The following is an 18,601-nucleotide window of genomic DNA, read 5'->3' on the forward strand; positions in this document are numbered from 1 at the left end:
ATGAAGCCCCAGGAATTTCCCTCCACGCGCCCCTATCTCATTCGTGCTCTGTATGAGTGGTGCACGGACAACGGCTTCACGCCCTATCTGGTGGTGCGTGTGAACGAATCCGTTCAGGTACCGCGTGAGTACGTCAACAACGGCGAGATTGTCCTGAACGCAAGCTACGACGCGACGAGCGGGCTGCAACTGGGCAACGATTTCATCGAGTTCAAGGCACGCTTCGGCGGCAGGCCGCACGACATCATGGTCCCGGTGCGCCGGGTCGTCGCCATCTACGCCCGTGAAAACGGACAGGGTATGGCCTTCCCGTTGGAAGAAGAAGTGTCCGTGCCGCCGGCCGCTGCTGTAGTGTCATCCGAGGACTCGGGCGCTGGACCGGGTGTCCCTGGCTCCGCGGTTTCCGAGCGTGGACCTGTTCAGTTGCAATCGGTTGACGGCTCTTTGAGCGATGCGCACGAGGAGGCGCCGCGACCGCCTCCGCCCACAGGAGGCGCAGGGCGTCCTTCGCTCAAGCGCATCAAATGAGGCATCTTTCAAGGTGCATCAATTTGAGCCGTGCGTTTTGAACGCTAGAATCTGGAGTTCGCCGATTTAGCTCAGTTGGTAGAGCACCCGCCTTGTAAGCGGTAGGTCGTCAGTTCGAATCCGACAATCGGCACCATTGCACAGGCCGCATGTTCGCAGGGACATGCGGCTTTTCTTTTGCGTGCGGCCTTTTCTTTACGACGCCATGCCTGCGGCATAGCTGGCGTCTTTCGCCTGAGTGCTCAGGTTTGAACTTTCAGGCGTATGGAGTTAACCTCCCATCCCCGACTGCGCAGATGTGCCTCGAATGCGGGCAGCAATTGCCGGACTTTTGCGGCGGCGGCATTGCTGCGGACCAGCAGGCACCAACAAGCGCCTTCAATCGGCCCTGCCTGAATGGCGGGGCGCAGCATCGGGGGTATCAAGCCCTCGATGGCTTTCAGCCGGGCACTGGACTCCTGGGTGAGCGCGGTCAGCTTCGCCAACGTCGGCGACTCCTGCGTGGCTTGCTGGAGTGAGATGGCGTGGTGACGACGATTCATACAGAGACTGGTCCAACCAGCGACGAGGGAAAAACGTGCAGGTGATTATTACGGATGCGTGGCTCGCGCGAAGCCGCGCCATACACCTCAGCGGTGTGCAACTGATCTGCGCTCTAGCTGGGATTTTCATGGCACTGCTGTTCATGGCCGTGATGGCATAACACTGGGTGCTGATGCATGGCGTGCGCGAGGGCTGGCCCGTAGTGGGCTCCATGGCACGACTGGCTGTGCAGGATGAGCAAGCCCAGCGCGAGCGGTTCATGCGCGCCAACATCGATGCGATGGCGCGCAAGCTCGGAGACATGCAAGCCCGTGTGCTCCAGCTGGAATCGCTGGGTGAGCGTGTCCGAGGCCTGGCCGGGCTGCCTGCGTCCGAGGTGCAGAGCCTGCCGGGCCGTGGAGGCATGCTGGTGGCTGGGCGCTCGCTGGGGCTCGACGAACTGAATGCGGCCTTGGACGACCTGGTCGCCATCACCGGCCGGCGGACGGATTTGATGACGGTGGCAGAGTCACGCCTCTTTGATCAGCACATCCGCAAGCACTTGATCCCGACCCAGGTTCCTGTGCGCGACACGGCTGTTGGTTCGCCGTTCGGCTGGCGCATTGATCCTTTTACCGGCCAGTCCGCGTTGCATACCGGGCTGGACTTCTCGGCCGGAACCGGCACGCCCATCGTGGCCGCGGCCGGCGGCGTGGTGATCGCCCAGGAGTGCCACCCCGCCTATGGCAACATGGTGGAGATAGACCACGGAAGCCAACTCGTCACCCGCTACGCCCACGCCTCCAAAACCCTGGTGAAGGCGGGAGACATCGTGCGCCGGGGACAGAAAATCGCGGAAGTGGGGAGTACGGGCCGCTCCACGGGGCCGCATTTGCATTTCGAAGTGTGGGTGCAAGGCGTGCCGCAGGATCCGCAGAAATTCCTCTTCGCGGGAGAGCCCGCACCGATGCCACACGCCCCCACGGGGCGCGCTGCCATGGGGCACCTGGCGCACAGGTAGAATCTTTCGATCAGGCCCGCCACCTCGGATTGCAGGCACTTGCAATGGTGGACGGGGGTCTCCATCTGGATTCACATCATCACAGGGATTCCGGTCGCTCTGCCGCTCGTTGGCGTGTAGTGCGGTCGTGTTCGCATGGCCACCAACTTCCTCACCAAAATATTCGGCAGTCGCAATGACCGCCTGCTCAAGCAGTATCGCAAGACGGTTGCTCGCATCAATGCGATGGAGCCCGACTATGAGAAGCTGAGTGACGAGGCGCTGCGGGGCAAGACGCAGGAATTCAAGGATCGCATTGCACAGGGCGAATCGTTGGACGCTCTGCTACCCGAAGCCTTTGCCGTGGTGCGCGAGGGTTCCAAGCGCATCATGAAAATGCGCCACTTCGACGTGCAGCTGGTGGGTGGCATGGCGCTGCATTACGGCAAGATCGCTGAGATGCGCACGGGCGAGGGCAAGACGCTGACGGCCACACTGCCCGTTTACCTGAACGCCCTGTCGGGCCAGGGCGTGCACGTGGTGACAGTGAACGACTATCTTGCGGGCCGTGACGCGCAATGGATGGGGCGGCTGTACAACTTCCTGGGCCTCACGGTGGGTATCAACCTGCCTCAAATGCCCCGCGAAGAAAAGCAGGCCGCCTACCAGGCGGACATCACCTACGGAACGAACAACGAGTACGGGTTCGACTACCTGCGCGACAACATGGTGTACGACGCGCGCGAGCGCGTGCAGCGCGGCCTCAACTACGCCATCGTCGATGAGGTGGACTCCATCCTGATCGATGAGGCGCGTACCCCCCTGATCATCAGCGGCCAGGCAGAGGACCACACGGCGCTGTATGTGGCCATGAACAAGGTGGTGCCCCTGCTGGTGCGCCAGGAGGGTGAGGCCGACCCGCGTACGGGCGAGGGCGTGACCAAACCGGGGGATTTCACCCTCGACGAAAAGACGCACCAGGTGTTCCTGACGGAGCAGGGCCACGAGAATGCAGAGCGCATCCTGGCCAGCCAGGGTCTGATTCCGGAAGGGGCGTCGCTCTACGATCCGGCCAACATCACGCTGGTGCATCATTTGTACGCGGCGCTGCGCGCCAACCATCTCTACCACCGCGACCAGCACTACGTCGTGCAGAACGGCGAGATCGTGATCGTGGACGAGTTCACGGGCCGCCTGATGGCCGGCCGCCGCTGGAGCGAAGGCCTGCACCAGGCCGTCGAAGCCAAGGAAGGCGTGAACATCCAGGCCGAGAACCAGACGCTGGCCTCCATCACCTTCCAGAACTACTTCCGCCTCTATAACAAGCTCTCGGGCATGACCGGTACGGCCGATACCGAGGCCTATGAGTTCCAGGAAATCTACGGCCTGGAAACCGTGGTGATCCCGCCCAACCGGCCCAGCAAGCGCGACGACCAGCTCGACCGCGTGTACAAGACGACGCGCGAGAAGTACGAGGCCGCGATTGCCGACATCCGCGAATGCCACGAGCGTGGCCAGCCGGTGCTGGTGGGTACCACTTCCATCGAGAACTCGGAAATCATCGCCGAGTTGCTGAACAAGGCAGGCCTGCCGCACCAGGTACTCAACGCCAAGCAGCACGCGCGCGAGGCCGATATCGTGGCCCAGGCGGGACGCCCCGGCATGATCACCATCGCCACCAATATGGCGGGCCGCGGTACCGACATCGTTCTGGGCGGCAACGTGGAAAAGGCGATCGCCGCGCTGGAGGCCGATGAGTCGCTGTCAGAAGCCGAGCGAGCCGCGCGTGTGCAGGAACTGCGCGCGCAGTGGAAGCTCGACCACGAGAAGGTGACGGCACTCGGCGGCCTGCGCATCATCGCGACCGAGCGCCATGAATCCCGCCGTATCGACAACCAGCTGCGCGGCCGCTCGGGCCGTCAGGGCGATCCGGGCTCTTCGCGCTTCTATCTGAGTCTGGATGACCAATTGATGCGCATCTTCGCGGGCGACCGCGTCAAGGCCATCATGGACCGGTTGAAGATGCCCGACGGCGAAGCGATCGAGGCGGGTATCGTCACGCGCAGCATCGAGTCGGCGCAGCGCAAGGTTGAGGCGCGCAACTTCGACATCCGCAAACAGCTGCTGGAGTACGACGACGTCGCCAACGACCAGCGCAAGGTGATCTACCAGCAGCGCAACGAGATCCTGGACGCCCCCGACCTGGGCGTGTTGATCGACGCCATGCGCGACGATTGCATGGCCGACGTGGTGCGCCAGTACGTGCCTGCCGAGTCCGTGGAAGAACAGTGGGACCTCGCAGGCCTGGAAAAGGCGCTGGCCAGCGACTGGCAAGTGTCGTTGGCGCTGCAGAAAGAGGTGGAAGGCTCGGACGCCATCACCGACGAAGAGATTCTGGAGAAGGTGCAGCAGGCCGCCCGCGAGGCCTTCCAGGCCAAGGTGGGGCAGGTGGGTGCGGAGAACTTCACGCAGTTCGAGCGCATGGTGCTGCTGCAGAGCTTCGACACCAACTGGCGCGATCACCTCTCCGCGCTGGATTATTTGCGCCAGGGCATCCACCTGCGCGGCTATGCGCAGAAGCAGCCCAAGCAGGAATACAAGCGCGAGGCGTTCGAGCTCTTCCGCCAGCTGATCGACCAGGTCAAGAACGAAGTCACGCGCCTCATGATGACCGTGCAGGTGCAATCCAGCGCCCAGCTGGACGAGGCCACGCAGGCCATGGAAGACCGGGGTGAGGGCATCAGCAACGTTACCTACAGCTCGCCCACCGAGACCGGCGAAGTGGAGACGGTGGCCGATGCCGCCACCGCCGCGCAGCCTGCCGCCGCCGGCGTGCGCGTGGGCCGCAACGACCCCTGCCCCTGCGGCAGCGGCAAAAAGTACAAGCAGTGCCACGGCAAGCTGGCGTGATGCCGGCACAATGAAGAACACGGGCTGCGGCCCGTGTTCGCACTTTGGCAGTGCCTTTTCTCCTGTTTCCCCGACGTCTCTTTCTGAAGGAATACGACGCATGCCCGTGAATCTCTCCGCTCCTCTTGCATCGGATTTGCACCCCGTGGCCGGTGTGCGCATCGGCGTGACCGAAGCCGGTGTGCGCAAGGCGCAGCGCAAAGACCTGACCGTGTTCCTGCTGGACGAAGGCACCACCGTCGCGGGCGTGTTCACGCAGAACCGTTTCTGCGCCGCGCCGGTACAGGTGTGCCGTGAGCACCTGGACGGCGGCCAGGCGATTCGCGCCATGGTGGTGAACACGGGCAACGCCAACGCCGGTACGGGCGCGGACGGCCTCGCGCGTGCGCGCGCCACCTGCGAGGCACTGGCCGGCCACCTGGGTCTGGCGGCCAGCCAGGTGCTGCCGTTTTCCACCGGCGTCATCATGGAGCCGCTGCCGCACGAGCGCATTGCAGCCGCGCTGCCCGCCGCGCTGGCCGATGCACAGCCCGGCCACTGGGCGCGCGCGGCCGAAGGCATCATGACCACCGACACGCTGCCCAAGGCGTTCAGCACGCAGGTGCAGTTGGGCGGTGCAACAGTGACCATTACCGGCATCTCCAAGGGCGCGGGCATGATCCGCCCCAACATGGCGACCATGTTGGGCTTCCTGGCCACGGATGCCTGCATCGCGCCCGAGTTGCTGCGCCCGCTCGTGCGCGAGCTGGCGGACCAGTCCTTCAACCGCGTGACCATCGACGGCGACACCAGCACCAACGACTCGTTCGTGCTGATGGCCACGCACAAGGCGCGGCACGCACCCATCACCTCGCTCGACAGCGCCGAGGGCCGTGTGCTCAAGGCCGCGTTGCTGGAAGTGGCGCAAAAGCTGGCACAGGCCATCGTGCGCGATGGAGAGGGTGCGACCAAGTTCATCACGGTGCGCGTGGAGGGCGGCCAGACGGGCGAAGAGTGCCGGCAGGTGGCCTATGCCATCGCGCATTCGCCGCTGGTCAAGACGGCCTTCTTTGCCAGCGACCCGAACCTGGGCCGCATCCTGGCGGCCGTGGGCTACGCAGGCATTGCGGACTTGGACCAGACCAAGATCGACCTGTTCCTGGACGACGTGCATGTGGCCGTGCAGGGCGGGCGCAATCCGGCCTACCGCGAGGAAGACGGCCAGCGCGTGATGAAGCAAAGCGAGATCACCGTGCGCGTGGTGCTGGGCCGCGGTACGGCGGTGGACACGGTGTGGACCTGCGACCTGAGCCACGACTACGTGACCATCAACGCGGACTACCGCTCTTGAATGCTTCCCTTTTGATAGCTGTCAGCGCTTGTTAGATAAGCGCTAGAGACGAAAATGACTGATAAATTCGACCAGCTGATCGCACGTGCGGAGCAGCTCATCTCCCGTATCGAGGCGGTCTTGCCGCAGCCATTGTCGGCGCCGGACTGGGCGGCCTCCATCGCCTGGCGTTACCGCAAACGCAGCGGCGGCCATGGTGTGCTGGAGCCGGTGCGCCATGTGGCCGCCATGCAGCTGTCCGATCTCAAGGAGATCGATGCGCAGAAAGAAAAGATCCAGCGCAACACCCAGCAGTTCGTCGAAGGCAAGCCCGCCAACAACGTGCTGCTGACCGGTGCGCGCGGCACGGGCAAGTCCTCGCTCATCAAGGCATGCCTGAACAGCTATGCACCCCAGGGCCTGCGTCTGATTGAGGTGGACAAGGCGGACCTGACGGATCTGCCCGACATTGTGGACGTGGTCTCCGGCCGGCCCGAGAAGTTCATCGTTTACTGCGATGACCTGAGCTTTGAGGATGGAGAGGCCGGGTACAAGGCCCTCAAGTCGATCCTGGACGGCTCGGTCGCCGCGGCCACGCCCAATGTGCTGGTGTATGCCACCAGCAACCGGCGCCACCTGCTCCCTGAATACATGAAGGAGAACCTGGGCTACACCCACACCGACGATGGCGAGGTCCATCCGGGCGAGGCGGTGGAGGAAAAAATCTCCCTGTCCGAGCGCTTCGGCCTGTGGGTGAGCTTCTACCCGTTCAGCCAGGACGAGTACCTGGCCATCGTGGCGCAGTGGCTGGCTGCGCTGGGCGTACCCGCCCAGGCCATCGAGGCCGCGCGCCCGCAGGCGCTGGTGTGGGCGCTCGAGCGCGGCTCGCGCAGCGGCCGCGTGGCCTATCAATTTGCCCGGGATTTCGCAGGGCGGGAGGGCGAGGGCGCATGAGCGAATCGACCAGCACGCCACAGCGCAAGCACACCGAGGTCGCCGTGGGCATTCTGCTGCGAGAGGACGGGGCGATGCTGCTGTCCACTCGCCCCCCGGGCAAGCCCTATGCGGGCTACTGGGAGTTCCCGGGCGGCAAGATCGAAGCCGGGGAAACCGTGGAGCAGGCGCTGCGCCGCGAACTCATCGAGGAACTGGGCGTGACCATCGGCCCGGTGGAGGCCTGGAAGGTGACCGAGCATGACTACCCGCATGCCCTCGTGCGCCTGCACTGGTGCAAGGTGCGGGAATGGAGCGGTGCGTTCGAAATGCGCGAGGGCCAAACCATGGCCTGGCAGCACTGGCCGCTGCAGGTCAAGCCGGTGTTGCCGGGCGCCTATCCCGTGCTGCAGTGGCTGGCCGAGGAGCGTGGCGAGGTCTTCGACGCTTCGCTGCTGGCGTGAGACATTGCTTCAAAATACATAGCTGCTTGCGCTTGCTGGATAAGCGCTAGCAGCCTTTTCTTCAAATATCACGGCTGGCGCTTGGGATCGCCGAACTCCGCATCCTCCGGCGGCGCCTCGGCCGGCATGCGGAAATCTTCGGCTGCCCAGGCCCCCAGATCGATCTGCTTGCAGCGTTCACTGCAAAACGGGCGGAAGCGGTTGGCCGGGCTGTACAGGCTCGGGCCGCCGCAGGTCGGGCAAGGCACTCGCTTGCCTTGGGGCGCAGGTGTGTCGGAGCGGGAGGGTGTGCCGGTCATGTCGTGTCAGGCGCACAGGGTCAGTTCAAATGCCGCGTCCTCGGTGCTGGGAACCAGGCGGCCGCCTTCTTCCTGGCGCATCAGCCGCACCGAAACGATGAGGCGGTTGCCGCTGATCTCCGGGATGAGTTGCAGTGCGGGGTCGATCGCCATGCGCAGCAGCTGGAAGGTGCGGCCCTGGGGCAGGTTCTGCTGGAACTGCCCGCGCTCGGCCGCCACTTTCTGCGGCAGCCCCGAATCACGCAGCAGGCGCAGCAGCACGTAGACGGACTCTGCCAACGGCCCCAGCGTGGCGGCCCAGTGGTGCAGGTCGTGCTGGCGGTCCTGGGGCAGACGGTGCTGCCACGCGTAGTAGGCGGGCAGATCAAAGCCGCAGGTGCCCCCGGGGATGCCCACGCGGCTGCGAATGCTCATGAGCCAATCGTTCTCGGTCAACGCCTGGCCGGCCTTGCCGGTTTGCGCGTTGAGTGCGGCAAAGCACTGGTCGAGCTGGGCGATCACGCCGTCCAGGGCTTCCTCGGAGATGGAGGGGTTGCCGCGATAGGCATCCAGCTGGTGCTTGTGCTTTTCCAGATCCTTGAGCACGTCGGCTTTGAGATCTGCGCGGGCCGCCACGTCCATGACCTCGAACATGGTCACGAGGGCATAGTGATGGTCCAGGGGATGCGGGCGCGCGATGAGCTCGCCCAGCCGGCGAAACAGCTGCTCAAGCCGCAGATAGGTTCTCAGGCGTTCGTTGAAAGGGTATTCGTAAAGGATCACGCTACGGGGTTCCTGAGTGCGCACGGTGTGGGGCGGGGTGCGAGCGCTGCACTGCGACAGACCATTGCACACCACGCCGGTGCGAACACATCATAGCCCGAAGAATACGGCGATCTCGCGTGCCTTTGTTTGCAAATCTGACAGCGCCAACCCGTCGTTGTAGATCACCAGGTCGGCGGCCGCGCGGCGCGTGGCGCGTGGGCTCTGTGTGGCCATGATGGCGCGCACGGCATCGGCGGTCAGACCGCTGCGCATCTGCACACGCTGGATCTGCGTCTCCTCCCGGCAGTCCACGACCAGGACGGCGTCCAGCTGCCGGGCCCAACGGGGCGACTCCGTCAGCAGCGGAATGTCGAACACGATGAGTGCGTGGCCCGCGCGGTGCGCCTGTGCTGCAGCGTGTGCGATCTCGCGTCCCACGAAGGGGTGAACGATGGCTTCCAGGCGCTGCTTCGCCGTGGGATCGCTGAAAACGAGGGTGCGCATGCGTGCCCGGTCCAGCGCGCCGTCGGTGATGTAGTCGGGCCCGAACTCGTCGCGCAGGGCCGCGATGGCGGCGCCTTCCGCCTCGGTCACCGAGCGGGCGATGGCATCGGCGTCGATCAGTGCCGCGCCGTTCTGTCGCAACATGCCGGCCACCGTGCTTTTGCCGCTGCCGATGCCGCCCGTCACGCCCAGTTTCACCGAGCGGGGACCGGCCTGCCGAGAGCCCACCTTAGAGCCCCAGCACGGAAAAGACGGCCTGCATGATGCGCCCGGGGCCCCATAGCATGGCGGCCATGCCTCCTCCCACCAGGAACGGGCCGAAGGGAACGTACTTGCCTTCGCGCAGGGTGCTGGCCAGCTTCATGGCGATGCCGACGATGGCGCCGATGACAGAGGCCAGCAGAATGATCGGCACGAGCGCCTGCCAGCCAAACCAGGCGCCCAGGGCAGCGAACAGTTTGAAGTCGCCATAGCCCATGCCCTCCTTGCCTGTGGCCAGCTTGAACCCCCAGTACACGGACCAGAGGGACAGGTAGCCCGCTGCGGCGCCGATGACGGCATCCACGGGCTGCACTTCAATCCAGCGCAAGACGGCCGCAAGCAGGCCCGCCCACAGCAACGGCAACGTGATGTCGTCGGGTAGAAGCGTGGTGTCCCAGTCGATGCAAGCCAGCGTGACCAGCGCGGCCGAGAAACCGCACCATGCGGCGGTCGTGAGGCTCCAGCCCCAGCGGAGCGCGCATGCATAGAACAAGGCACCCGTCGCCAGCTCTACCAGCGGATACCGGTGGCTGATGCGCGTGCTGCAACCTGCGCACCGGCCTCGCAGGGCTAAATAGCTCAGGACCGGAATGTTTTCGTACCAGCGGATCGCGTGGCCGCAGGAGGGGCAGCGTGAACGCGGCTTGGACAGGCTGAGGGGCTCGTTGTCGGCCTCAGGAAGCGCCGCCGTGGAAAGCAGCCCTGCATCCTGCCCGTACTGCCGGCATTCTGCGGCCCATTGCCGCTCCATCATGCGCGGAAGGCGATGGATCACGACGTTGAGAAAGCTTCCGATCAGCATCCCCAGGACGCCCACCAGCACGGCGTCCACTGTTAGCGAGCCTGACATCAAACCACTTGCCCGAGCTTGAAGATCGGAAGGTACATCGACACCACGATGCCACCGATCAGCGTGCCCAGGAACACGATGATGATGGGCTCCATCAGGCTGGACAGGCCGGCCACCATTTCATCCACTTCAGCTTCGTAAAAATCGGCAGCCTTGCCCAGCATGTGATCGATGGAGCCGGATTCCTCGCCGATCGCACACATCTGCAGCACCATGGAGGGGAATACGTTGGCATTCCCCATGGCGGCCGTCAGGCTGGTACCTGTGGAGACTTCCTGCTGAATTTTCTCCGTCGCGATGGCGTAGACCGAGTTGCCCGAGGCACCGGCCACCGAGTCCAGTGCCTCCACCAATGGCACACCGGCAGCGAACATGGTCGACAGGGTGCGGGTCCAACGGGCAACGCAGGACTTGTCGATCAATGCACCGAAGATGGGCATTTTCAACAGGAAACGGTCCATGAAACGCTGCATTTTCTCGCTGCGCTTCCAGGCCTGCATGAAGAAGTAGAACCCCCCGCCGATGACGCCGAATATCAGCCACCAGTAAGCCACGAAGAATTCGCTGATGGCCATCACGAAAAGGGTAGGAGCGGGCAGGTCGGCGCCGAAGGAAGTGAAAACCTCTTTGAACGCGGGAATCACGAAAATCATGATGATCGTCACCACGACAAACGCAACGATGATCACCGAGATCGGGTACATCAGCGCCGACCGGATCTTGGATTTGATGGCCTCGGTCTTCTCCATGTACAGGGCCAGCCGGTCGAGCAACGCCTCCAGAATACCGGCGGCTTCGCCGGCCTCTACGAGGTTGCAGTAAAGGCTGTCGAAGTACATCGGATATTTACGGAATGCGGCATTCAGGGACGTTCCTGTCTCCACATCTCCGCGGATATCGTTGAGCAGCTTGGTCACACTGGGATTGGTATTACCCCGGCCCACGATATCAAATGCCTGAAGCAGTGGAACACCGGCCTTCATCATCGTGGCCATCTGGCGCGTGAACAGCGCGATGTCTTTGGGCTTGATCTTTTTGCCCGCGCTCATCCGGCGCTTCTTGATCTTGGTTGGCAGAACGCCCTGCCGCCGCAGCGTCGCCTTGACCTGATTCTCTCCCGCAGCGCGTACTTCGCCGCGCACGATCTTGCCGCTACGATCCTTGCCCTCCCACTCGAAGACAAAGTCCTTGATGCCCCTCGATGCAACGGTCGCCATTGTTTTCTCTCTCGATTTGTTTATTCGTTGGTGACAGCCAAGACCTCTTCCAAGGAGGTCAATCCCATTTTTGCCTTGTGAAGCCCGGATTCACGCAGAGAACGGACGCCCTCCAGGCGTGCCTGTTCGGCAATTTCCAGCGCGCTTCCATCGCGCAGGATGATGCGCTGGATTTCTTCGGACACCGGCATGACCTGGTAAATGCCCACGCGCCCCTTGTATCCGTTATTGCAGGCGGAGCAGCCCACCGGTCGGTAGGTAACCCATGAGCCGTCGATCTCCTCGTCCCGGTAGCCGGCCTCCAGCAGCGTCTCATGCGGAATGTCCACGGGCGCCTTGCAATTGGGGCACAAGCGACGCGCCAGTCGCTGCGCCGTAATAAGAATCACGCTGGATGCGATATTGAAGGGCGCGATGCCCATATTGCGCATGCGCGTCAATGTCGTGGGAGCGTCATTGGTGTGCAGGGTAGAGAGCACCAAGTGACCCGTCTGCGCGGCTTTGATTGAAATGTCTGCCGTTTCCAGATCCCGGATTTCACCCACCATGATGATGTCCGGATCTTGGCGAAGGAATGACTTGAGCGCGACGGCAAACGTGAGGCCGGCTTTCTCATTGACGTTGACTTGGTTCACGCCCGGGAGATTGATTTCCGAGGGGTCCTCAGCGGTCGCAATATTGACGCCGGGCTTGTTCAACAAATTGAGACATGTGTAGAGCGACACGGTCTTCCCGGAGCCCGTGGGTCCGGTCACCAGGATCATTCCATAAGGGCGGTTGATGGCCTGCAGCAAACGCTCCTTTTCCTCGGGCTCATATCCCAGTGCGTCAATACCCAGCTTGGCGCTGCTCGGATCGAGAATACGGATCACGATCTTCTCGCCAAAGAGCGTAGGCAGGGTGCTGACGCGGAAATCGATAACCCGGTCCGGCCCAACCTTGAGCTTCATGCGGCCATCCTGGGGCACGCGTTTTTCCGAAATATCCAGGCGGGAGATCACCTTGATGCGCGAGGCCAGCTTCTCCTTGATGGCAATAGGCGGCGATGCGATTTCACGCAATTCGCCATCTATGCGGAAGCGGACACGGTAATGGTGCTCATAGGGCTCAAAATGCAGATCGGATGCACGCATATTGAAAGCATCCAGCAGCATCTTGTGCAGAAATTTGACAACGGGAGCATCCTCGACTTCCGCGGGATTGTCGGCATCCTCGTCCGGAGCTTCATCAACGGGAATATCGCCGAACTCAAAATCATTACTGCTGTTGATGCCGTCGAGCGTTTCTGTACCGCTCTTCGTGCTCGCCTCAATCAAGCGGAGCAGCTTGTCATATTCCGCGATGATCCAGTCCACCCCCATTTGTGTGGTGAACTTGATCTTTTCTGCGGCCTCTTGAAATGTCGGATCCGCGGTGGCGACGATGAGCCGGTTATTGCGCTTACTGAGAGCGATGACTTTGTAGGACTGGCACAGTTTGACGTCCAACAGATCTTTGGGGATGCGCTGCCGGTCGATCGCATCGACATCTAGCAAGGGGGCACCAAATACGGTGGATACCGTATGGGCCAGATCACTTGGCGTGATGATTTTCGATTCCGTGAGCTCTGCAATAAAGCTACTGCGGCTATTTTGTGACTTTTTGTAAATCTCTTCCGCCGCTTTTTGATCCAATTTGCCCACAGACATCAACGCGCGCGCCAGTCCGGGTAAGGCAATGGGTTGAGCTTCTTTCTGTGTGTCGATAGCAGCCATGTAACTAGCGGATTCTTATGGAAGGAAGGGAAACTCTTCAATCATCGCCGATCGCCCAAGGTGTGTACAGGCTTAATGGCGCAAGCGTTGTGTGAGTGACATTTGCCCCAGCCGGCGGCTCAAGGGCAGCATGGGCTCTGCGAGGGCAACCGCATTAAAGATATGCGGTTCCTTGGCACCCGCGCGGCGTCCAGATGCAAAAAAGCCCCGCGATGCAGGGCTTGGGCATGAAAATAACTGGTCGGGGTGAGAGGATTCGAACCTCCGGCCTCTACGTCCCGAACGTAGCGCTCTACCAGGCTAAGCTACACCCCGATCGCGTCCCCGAACCGCCCGGAATTCAAGTCCGGCGTTCAAGTAGCTGAGCCGCTAATTGTAGCAAACCTTTGGTGTATGGATTGGCGGGAAGCTTGGCGGCGGCATCCATCGCCAGCCGGGCCTGAGCGGCGGCCGCGTCGCGGGTGGCGGTCAGGGCGCCTGTCTCGCGGATGATGGCGATGACGGGCTGGAGTTCGTCGGCGCTGCCTGTTTCGATGACGTTGCGCAGCAACTCGCGCTGCGCCTGGCTGCCGCGCTGCATGGCGATGATGAGGGGGAGCGTGACCTTGCCCTCGCGCAGATCGTCGCCGAGGTTCTTGCCCATCTCCTGCGCGTCGCCGTCGTAGTCCAGCACGTCGTCGATGACCTGGAAGGCCGTGCCCAGCGCCTGGCCGTAGTCGGCGCAGGCCTGTTCGATGTCGGGCGTGCTGCCGGCCAGGATGGCGGCGAGCCGGGCGCTGGCCTCGAACAGCTTGGCGGTCTTGGAGCGGATGACGTGGAGGTATCCGGCCTCGTCCAGGGACGCGTCATGGGTGTTCATGAGCTGTTGGACTTCCCCCTCGGCGATCACGTTGGTCGCGTCGGCCAGCACTTGCAGGATGCGCATGCTGCCTGCCTCCACCATCATCTGGAAGGAGCGTGTGTGCAGGAAGTCGCCCACCAGCACGCTCGCCGGGTTGCCGAAGGTCTCGTTGGCGGTGGGCCGGCCGCGGCGCAGGGTGGATTCGTCCACCACGTCGTCGTGCAGCAGGGTGGCCGTGTGGATGAATTCCACTACCGCCGCGAGGTTGAATCGCTGCTCCCCCTTGTATTCGAGCGCGCCGCAGGTCAGCAGCAGCAGCGCCGGGCGCAGGCGCTTGCCGCCCGCCGAGATGATGTACTGGGCCACGCTGCCCACAAGCGGGACGGACGATTGCAGCCGCGCTGCAATGACCTTGTCCACCTCCCGCATGTCGTCGGCAATCAGGGCGAGGGTGGCGGCGGTGCTGGGGAGTTGGCGGCCAAGGTGATCGGTGGTGGTGAAGTGAAGCGGCAATTATAGGAAGCGCCCCAGGGGCCTGGGGACCCCTGGGGCGCTGTGTCGCGTTGCCTGGATCGGTTTCGGGTGCTTGTGATAGAATCTTCGGTTCTGTGGAAATCCGTCCGCAGAACTCCAATTTCAGATTCGAGGTTTACATGTACGCGGTCATAAAAACCGGCGGCAAGCAGTATCGCGTTGCCGCTGGCGAAAAAATCAAGGTAGAACAGATTGCTGCGGAAGTAGGCCAGGAGATCGTGATCGACCAGGTTCTGGCAGTCGGCAACGGCGCTGAACTCAAGGTCGGCACGCCCCTGGTGTCCGGCGCAACGGTGAAGGCTACGGTCGTGGCCCACGGCAAGCACGACAAGGTGCGCATCTTCAAGCTGCGCCGTCGCAAGCACTATCAGAAACGTCAAGGCCATCGCCAGCAGTTCACCGAGCTGCAGATCCAGGCGATCGCCGCTTAAATCAGGGAGCTGATCTCATGGCACAGAAAAAAGGCGGCGGCTCTACGCGAAACGGGCGCGATTCCAAGCCCAAGATGCTGGGCGTGAAGGCTTACGGTGGTGAGCTGATCAGCGCCGGCTCCATCATCGTGCGCCAGCGCGGCACGCGCATCCACCCCGGCGTGAACGTCGGCGTGGGCAAGGACCACACGCTGTTCGCCCTGGTGGATGGCCATGTTTCCTTCGGCACGAAGGGCGCGTTGTCCAAGCACACGGTCAGCGTGACGCCTGCTTAAGGCCCTTCGCCGCTGAAGCGACAACAAAGCCCCGACCCGTCGGGGCTTTGTTGTTTTCAGCGCCTGGCGCAGCCGCGCGCATGCGTGATGGCACCCTTTTGCGCACCCTCCAGCGCCCAGGTGCGCTTTTTGTAAACTGGATACCCATGAAGTTCGTCGACGAAGCCTTTATCGACGTTGCCGCAGGTGACGGCGGCAACGGCTGTGTCTCGTTCAGGCACGAGAAGTACAAGGAGTTCGGGGGGCCCAACGGCGGCGACGGCGGGCGTGGCGGCCACGTGTTCGCCGTGGCCGACCCCAATCTCAACACCCTGGTCGACTTCCGCTATTCACGCCGGCACGAGGCCAAGCGTGGCGAGCACGGCATGGGCTCCGACATGTTCGGCGCGGCAGGCGCCGACATCACGCTCAAGATGCCCGTGGGCACCATCATCAGCGACGCGGATACCGGCGAGCTGCTGTACGAGCTGCTCACGCCGGGCGAGGTGGTCACGATCGCCAAGGGCGGGGACGGCGGCTTCGGCAACCTGCGCTTCAAGAGCGCCATCAACCGCGCGCCGCGCCAGAAGACGCCGGGCTGGCCCGGGGAGCGCAAGAGCCTGAAGCTGGAGCTCAAGGTGCTGGCGGACGTGGGGCTGCTGGGCATGCCCAATGCCGGCAAATCCACCTTCATCGCCGCGGTCTCCAACGCGCGCCCGAAAATCGCCGACTATCCGTTCACCACGCTGCACCCCAACCTGGGCGTGGTGCGCGTGGGGCCGGAGCAGAGCTTCGTGGTGGCCGACATCCCCGGCCTGATCGAGGGCGCATCCGAGGGCGCGGGCCTGGGCCACCAGTTCCTGCGCCACCTGCAGCGCACGCGGCTGCTGCTGCACGTGGTGGACATGGCGCCGTTCGACGAATCCGTCGATCCCGTGGCGCAGGCCAAGGCCATCGTGGCCGAGCTCAAGAAATACGACACCCAGCTGTACGAGAAGCCGCGCTGGCTGGTGCTCAACAAGCTGGACATGGTGCCATCCGAAGAGCGCGCTGCGCGGGTGAAGGACTTCGTGAAACGCTTCAAATGGAAGGGCCCCGTGTTCGAAATCTCCGCGCTGACGCGCGAAGGCTGCGAGCCCCTGGTGCAGTCCATCTTCCAGCACGTGCACGCCCAGCAGTTGGCGCAGAATGCGCCGGCTGAGGTGGACCCGCGCTTCGCTGGTGAGCCACCGCGTGGGTGATGCGAGGATTGCTATTTAATTTATAGCTGTTGGCGCTTGCCTGGCAAGCGCTAGGGCCTGATTTCTTATAAAAATGGTGTCCAGTGTATTGCGCGACGCGCGTCGCATCGTGGTCAAGGTAGGGTCCAGTCTCGTCACGAATGAGGGACGGGGGCTGGACGAGGTGGCCATTGGGGAGTGGTGCCGCCAACTGGCAGCGCTGGTGCGGGGGCAGGGGGGCGAGCCGCGCGAGGTCATCATGGTCTCCAGCGGAGCGATCGCCGAAGGCATGAAGCGCCTGGGCTGGAGCAGCCGCCCCGGCGAGATCCACGAACTGCAGGCCGCTGCCGCCGTGGGACAGATGGGGCTGGCGCAGATGTACGAGACCAAGCTGCGCGAGCACTCCATGGGCAGTGCGCAGGTGCTGCTGACCCATGCCGACTTGGCGGACCGCGAGCGCTACCTGAATGCCCGCTCCACCCTGCTGACGCTGCTGCGCCTGGGCGTGGTGCCGGTGATCAATGAGAACGACACCGTAGTCACCGACGAGATCAAGTTCGGTGACAACGACACTCTGGGGGCCCTCGTCGCCAACCTCGTCGAAGCCGACGCGCTGGTGATCCTGACCGACCAGAAGGGGCTGTACACGGCCGATCCGCGGCGCGACCCGCAGGCGCAGTTCGTCCACGAGGCACAGGCTGGCGATGCGGCGCTGGAGGCGATGGCCGGCGGCGCGGGCTCCAGCATCGGCAAGGGCGGGATGATCACCAAGATCCTCGCGGCCAAACGTGCGGCGGGCTCGGGTGCTTCCACCGTCATCGCATGGGGGCGGGAGCCGGACGTGCTGCTGCGGCTGGCCCGGGGCGAATCGATCGGCACGTTGCTCGTGGCGCAGACGCAGAAGAACCAGGCGCGCAAGCAGTGGATGGTGGACCACCTTCAACTGCGCGGCTCCGTGACGGTGGATGCCGGCGCGGCGGCCAAGCTGCGCGAAGACGGCAAGAGCCTGCTGCCGATCGGCATGGTGGCGGTGGAGGGCGACTTCGTGCGCGGCGATGTGATCGCGGTGCGCGACGCCGGCGGCACAGAGATCGCCCGCGGTCTCGCCAACTATGCGAGCGCCGAGGCGCGCCTGCTGTGCCGCAAGCCTTCCGCAGAGTTCGAGCGCCTGCTGGGGTACGCGGCCGAACCGGAGATGGTTCACCGCGACAACATGGTGGTGCTCGGCGCGCGATGACGCTTAAGAAGGGTGCGTCTTGCGGACGCGTGCCTTCTTACACACGCTAGGCGTCCAGTGGTTTCTTGGGGACGGGCAGGGTAGGCAGCGCCTCCAACGGCGCTGGCACGCTGTTTTGCGGGTCAGGGTCGAAGCTGGCGCCCGGAGGCAGTTCCATACCGGGCTTGACCAACAGTGAACTGGTACGGGGCAGCGAGGCTTGGCCGCTGCTCTCGTGCTCGCGCGTACGCATGCCGCTGCGCAAATAGCGGTTGCGCTGTTCATGGCGCGGCAGAAAACGCGCCAGTTCAGTCAGCGCCATCTCATATACGCCTCGCTTGAACTCGACCACCACGTCCAGCGGAACCCAGTAGTCGTTCCAGCGCCAGGCATCGAACTCTGGATGGTTGGTGGCGCGCAGGTTCAGGTCCCAATCGTGCCCCAGCAATTGCAGCAGGTACCAGATCTGTTTCTGACCCTTGTAGTGTCCGCGTGCATCGCGGCGGATGAACCGGTCTGGCACCTCGTAGCGCAACCAGTCCCGCGTACGGGCAATCACACGCACCTGGGGCGGCAGCAGTCCTACCTCTTCGTGCAGTTCCCGGAACATGGCCTGCTCGGGGGTTTCTCCGCGGTCGATGCCGCCTTGAGGGAACTGCCAGCTATGGGTGCGTATGCGCTTGCCCCAGAATACCTGGTTTCTCTGGTTGAGCAGGATGATGCCGACATTTGGGCGGAATCCGTCCCGGTCGAGCATAATCTAACCCCAAATTTTTAAAACTGCGGTCATTATGCACGCTACCTCGCGTG

At 63.3% G+C, this 18,601-nt stretch carries 19 protein-coding genes and 2 tRNA genes; 11 read left to right on the forward strand and 10 right to left on the reverse strand.

Translation table 11 applies throughout. From position 1 onward, the window contains the following. Positions 1 to 528, forward strand: coding sequence for a ClpXP protease specificity-enhancing factor (locus HND92_RS05125; RefSeq protein ID WP_172206327.1), 528 nt, complete (start codon positions 1 to 3; stop codon positions 526 to 528). Positions 529 to 588: 60 nt separating this feature from the next. Further along, positions 589 to 664, forward strand: a tRNA-Thr gene (locus HND92_RS05130). 106 nt (positions 665 to 770) lie between these two features. Here the strand turns inward: HND92_RS05130 and HND92_RS05135 are convergent. Then, positions 771 to 1,070 (reverse strand): hypothetical protein, encoded by a 300-nt coding sequence (locus HND92_RS05135; RefSeq protein ID WP_135148434.1) that lies wholly within the window; start codon positions 1,068 to 1,070, stop codon positions 771 to 773. A 173-nt stretch (positions 1,071 to 1,243) separates the two neighbouring features. Here HND92_RS05135 and HND92_RS05140 point away from each other — a divergent pair, with 173 nt between their 5' ends. The 5 genes from HND92_RS05140 (at position 1,244) to HND92_RS05160 (ending at position 7,666) form a co-directional block, all read left to right on the forward strand. Beyond that, positions 1,244 to 2,071, forward strand: coding sequence for a M23 family metallopeptidase (locus tag HND92_RS05140; RefSeq protein ID WP_253940106.1), 828 nt, complete (start codon positions 1,244 to 1,246; stop codon positions 2,069 to 2,071). A gap of 135 nt (positions 2,072 to 2,206) precedes the next feature. Next, on the forward strand, positions 2,207 to 4,960 hold the full coding sequence (gene secA, locus HND92_RS05145; RefSeq protein ID WP_172206338.1) for a preprotein translocase subunit SecA: 2,754 nt from the start codon (positions 2,207 to 2,209) through the stop codon (positions 4,958 to 4,960). A gap of 100 nt (positions 4,961 to 5,060) precedes the next feature. Continuing rightward, entirely contained in the window at positions 5,061 to 6,290 is a 1,230-nt protein-coding gene (gene argJ / locus HND92_RS05150; protein WP_012655744.1) for a bifunctional glutamate N-acetyltransferase/amino-acid acetyltransferase ArgJ, read from the forward strand. Between the two features lie 54 nt (positions 6,291 to 6,344). Further along, positions 6,345 to 7,223, forward strand: coding sequence for an ATP-binding protein (locus tag HND92_RS05155; RefSeq protein ID WP_011804247.1), 879 nt, complete (start codon positions 6,345 to 6,347; stop codon positions 7,221 to 7,223). Continuing rightward, positions 7,220 to 7,666 carry an NUDIX domain-containing protein gene (locus tag HND92_RS05160; RefSeq protein ID WP_011804248.1) on the forward strand — a complete coding sequence of 149 codons (447 nt, stop codon included), beginning with the start codon at positions 7,220 to 7,222 and terminating at the stop codon, positions 7,664 to 7,666. The genes HND92_RS05155 and HND92_RS05160 overlap by 4 nt, the downstream gene beginning before the upstream one ends. A 68-nt stretch (positions 7,667 to 7,734) precedes the next feature. On the opposite strand, the gene HND92_RS05165 is transcribed toward HND92_RS05160, so the two are convergent. The 8 genes from HND92_RS05165 to HND92_RS05200 form a co-directional block, all read right to left on the reverse strand. After that, the gene (locus HND92_RS05165) at positions 7,735 to 7,965 is read right to left on the reverse strand and encodes a DNA gyrase inhibitor YacG (protein WP_011804249.1); all 231 of its coding nucleotides are present in this window, start codon (positions 7,963 to 7,965) and stop codon (positions 7,735 to 7,737) included. Positions 7,966 to 7,971: 6 nt separating this feature from the next. Then, entirely contained in the window at positions 7,972 to 8,727 is a 756-nt protein-coding gene (gene zapD / locus HND92_RS05170) for a cell division protein ZapD (RefSeq protein ID WP_172206340.1), read from the reverse strand. Positions 8,728 to 8,817: 90 nt separating this feature from the next. Then, complete coding sequence (coaE, locus tag HND92_RS05175; protein WP_253940107.1) at positions 8,818 to 9,411, reverse strand: dephospho-CoA kinase; 594 nt, start codon at positions 9,409 to 9,411, stop codon at positions 8,818 to 8,820. A 31-nt stretch (positions 9,412 to 9,442) separates the two neighbouring features. Continuing rightward, positions 9,443 to 10,324 carry an A24 family peptidase gene (locus HND92_RS05180; RefSeq protein ID WP_172206345.1) on the reverse strand — a complete coding sequence of 294 codons (882 nt, stop codon included), beginning with the start codon at positions 10,322 to 10,324 and terminating at the stop codon, positions 9,443 to 9,445. After that, complete coding sequence (locus HND92_RS05185; RefSeq protein WP_012655750.1) at positions 10,324 to 11,541, reverse strand: type II secretion system F family protein; 1,218 nt, start codon at positions 11,539 to 11,541, stop codon at positions 10,324 to 10,326. The genes HND92_RS05180 and HND92_RS05185 overlap by 1 nt, the downstream gene beginning before the upstream one ends. 20 nt (positions 11,542 to 11,561) lie before the next feature. Next, on the reverse strand, positions 11,562 to 13,295 hold the full coding sequence (gene pilB, locus HND92_RS05190) for a type IV-A pilus assembly ATPase PilB (RefSeq protein ID WP_012655751.1): 1,734 nt from the start codon (positions 13,293 to 13,295) through the stop codon (positions 11,562 to 11,564). Between the two features lie 238 nt (positions 13,296 to 13,533). Continuing rightward, positions 13,534 to 13,610 (reverse strand) — tRNA-Pro (locus HND92_RS05195). Between the two features lie 25 nt (positions 13,611 to 13,635). Next, positions 13,636 to 14,565, reverse strand: a complete 930-nt coding sequence (locus tag HND92_RS05200; RefSeq protein ID WP_047350041.1) for a polyprenyl synthetase family protein — start codon at positions 14,563 to 14,565, stop codon at positions 13,636 to 13,638. A 224-nt stretch (positions 14,566 to 14,789) separates the two neighbouring features. Between HND92_RS05200 and rplU the strand changes: the two genes are divergently transcribed. The 4 genes from rplU (at position 14,790) to proB (ending at position 17,812) form a co-directional block, all read left to right on the forward strand. After that, entirely contained in the window at positions 14,790 to 15,101 is a 312-nt protein-coding gene (gene rplU / locus HND92_RS05205; protein ID WP_011804285.1) for a 50S ribosomal protein L21, read from the forward strand. Positions 15,102 to 15,118: 17 nt separating this feature from the next. After that, positions 15,119 to 15,376, forward strand: coding sequence for a 50S ribosomal protein L27 (rpmA, locus tag HND92_RS05210; protein WP_011804286.1), 258 nt, complete (start codon positions 15,119 to 15,121; stop codon positions 15,374 to 15,376). 146 nt (positions 15,377 to 15,522) lie between these two features. Then, complete coding sequence (gene cgtA, locus HND92_RS05215; RefSeq protein WP_172206347.1) at positions 15,523 to 16,596, forward strand: Obg family GTPase CgtA; 1,074 nt, start codon at positions 15,523 to 15,525, stop codon at positions 16,594 to 16,596. 73 nt (positions 16,597 to 16,669) lie between these two features. After that, on the forward strand, positions 16,670 to 17,812 hold the full coding sequence (gene proB, locus HND92_RS05220) for a glutamate 5-kinase (RefSeq protein WP_047349967.1): 1,143 nt from the start codon (positions 16,670 to 16,672) through the stop codon (positions 17,810 to 17,812). A 46-nt stretch (positions 17,813 to 17,858) separates the two neighbouring features. On the opposite strand, the gene HND92_RS05225 is transcribed toward proB, so the two are convergent. Further along, a complete protein-coding gene (locus HND92_RS05225; RefSeq protein WP_011804289.1) occupies positions 17,859 to 18,548 on the reverse strand; it encodes an RNA pyrophosphohydrolase in 690 nt (229 codons plus the stop codon). Between the last annotated feature and the right edge of the window lie 53 nt (positions 18,549 to 18,601).

It is taken from the genome of Diaphorobacter sp. JS3050, from assembly GCF_013154915.1.
Taxonomy (GTDB): domain Bacteria; phylum Pseudomonadota; class Gammaproteobacteria; order Burkholderiales; family Burkholderiaceae_C; genus Diaphorobacter; species Diaphorobacter nitroreducens.

What these genes read in the sequence shown, in the direction of transcription:
- HND92_RS05200 (WP_047350041.1), bottom strand. Translation starts at nt 14,565, where the DNA reads ATGCGGGAGGTGGACAAGGTCATTGCAGCGCGGCTGCAATCGTCCGTC.
- HND92_RS05155 (WP_011804247.1), top strand. Translation starts at nt 6,345, where the DNA reads ATGACTGATAAATTCGACCAGCTGATCGCACGTGCGGAGCAGCTCATC.
- rpmA (WP_011804286.1), top strand. Translation starts at nt 15,119, where the DNA reads ATGGCACAGAAAAAAGGCGGCGGCTCTACGCGAAACGGGCGCGATTCC.
- HND92_RS05225 (WP_011804289.1), bottom strand. Translation starts at nt 18,548, where the DNA reads ATGCTCGACCGGGACGGATTCCGCCCAAATGTCGGCATCATCCTGCTC.
- HND92_RS05140 (WP_253940106.1), top strand. Translation starts at nt 1,244, where the DNA reads ATGCATGGCGTGCGCGAGGGCTGGCCCGTAGTGGGCTCCATGGCACGA.
- HND92_RS05165 (WP_011804249.1), bottom strand. Translation starts at nt 7,965, where the DNA reads ATGACCGGCACACCCTCCCGCTCCGACACACCTGCGCCCCAAGGCAAG.
- secA (WP_172206338.1), top strand. Translation starts at nt 2,207, where the DNA reads ATGGCCACCAACTTCCTCACCAAAATATTCGGCAGTCGCAATGACCGC.
- HND92_RS05160 (WP_011804248.1), top strand. Translation starts at nt 7,220, where the DNA reads ATGAGCGAATCGACCAGCACGCCACAGCGCAAGCACACCGAGGTCGCC.
- cgtA (WP_172206347.1), top strand. Translation starts at nt 15,523, where the DNA reads ATGAAGTTCGTCGACGAAGCCTTTATCGACGTTGCCGCAGGTGACGGC.
- rplU (WP_011804285.1), top strand. Translation starts at nt 14,790, where the DNA reads ATGTACGCGGTCATAAAAACCGGCGGCAAGCAGTATCGCGTTGCCGCT.
- argJ (WP_012655744.1), top strand. Translation starts at nt 5,061, where the DNA reads ATGCCCGTGAATCTCTCCGCTCCTCTTGCATCGGATTTGCACCCCGTG.
- HND92_RS05180 (WP_172206345.1), bottom strand. Translation starts at nt 10,324, where the DNA reads ATGTCAGGCTCGCTAACAGTGGACGCCGTGCTGGTGGGCGTCCTGGGG.
- HND92_RS05135 (WP_135148434.1), bottom strand. Translation starts at nt 1,070, where the DNA reads ATGAATCGTCGTCACCACGCCATCTCACTCCAGCAAGCCACGCAGGAG.
- pilB (WP_012655751.1), bottom strand. Translation starts at nt 13,295, where the DNA reads ATGGCTGCTATCGACACACAGAAAGAAGCTCAACCCATTGCCTTACCC.
- HND92_RS05185 (WP_012655750.1), bottom strand. Translation starts at nt 11,541, where the DNA reads ATGGCGACCGTTGCATCGAGGGGCATCAAGGACTTTGTCTTCGAGTGG.
- HND92_RS05125 (WP_172206327.1), top strand. Translation starts at nt 1, where the DNA reads ATGAAGCCCCAGGAATTTCCCTCCACGCGCCCCTATCTCATTCGTGCT.
- proB (WP_047349967.1), top strand. Translation starts at nt 16,670, where the DNA reads ATGGTGTCCAGTGTATTGCGCGACGCGCGTCGCATCGTGGTCAAGGTA.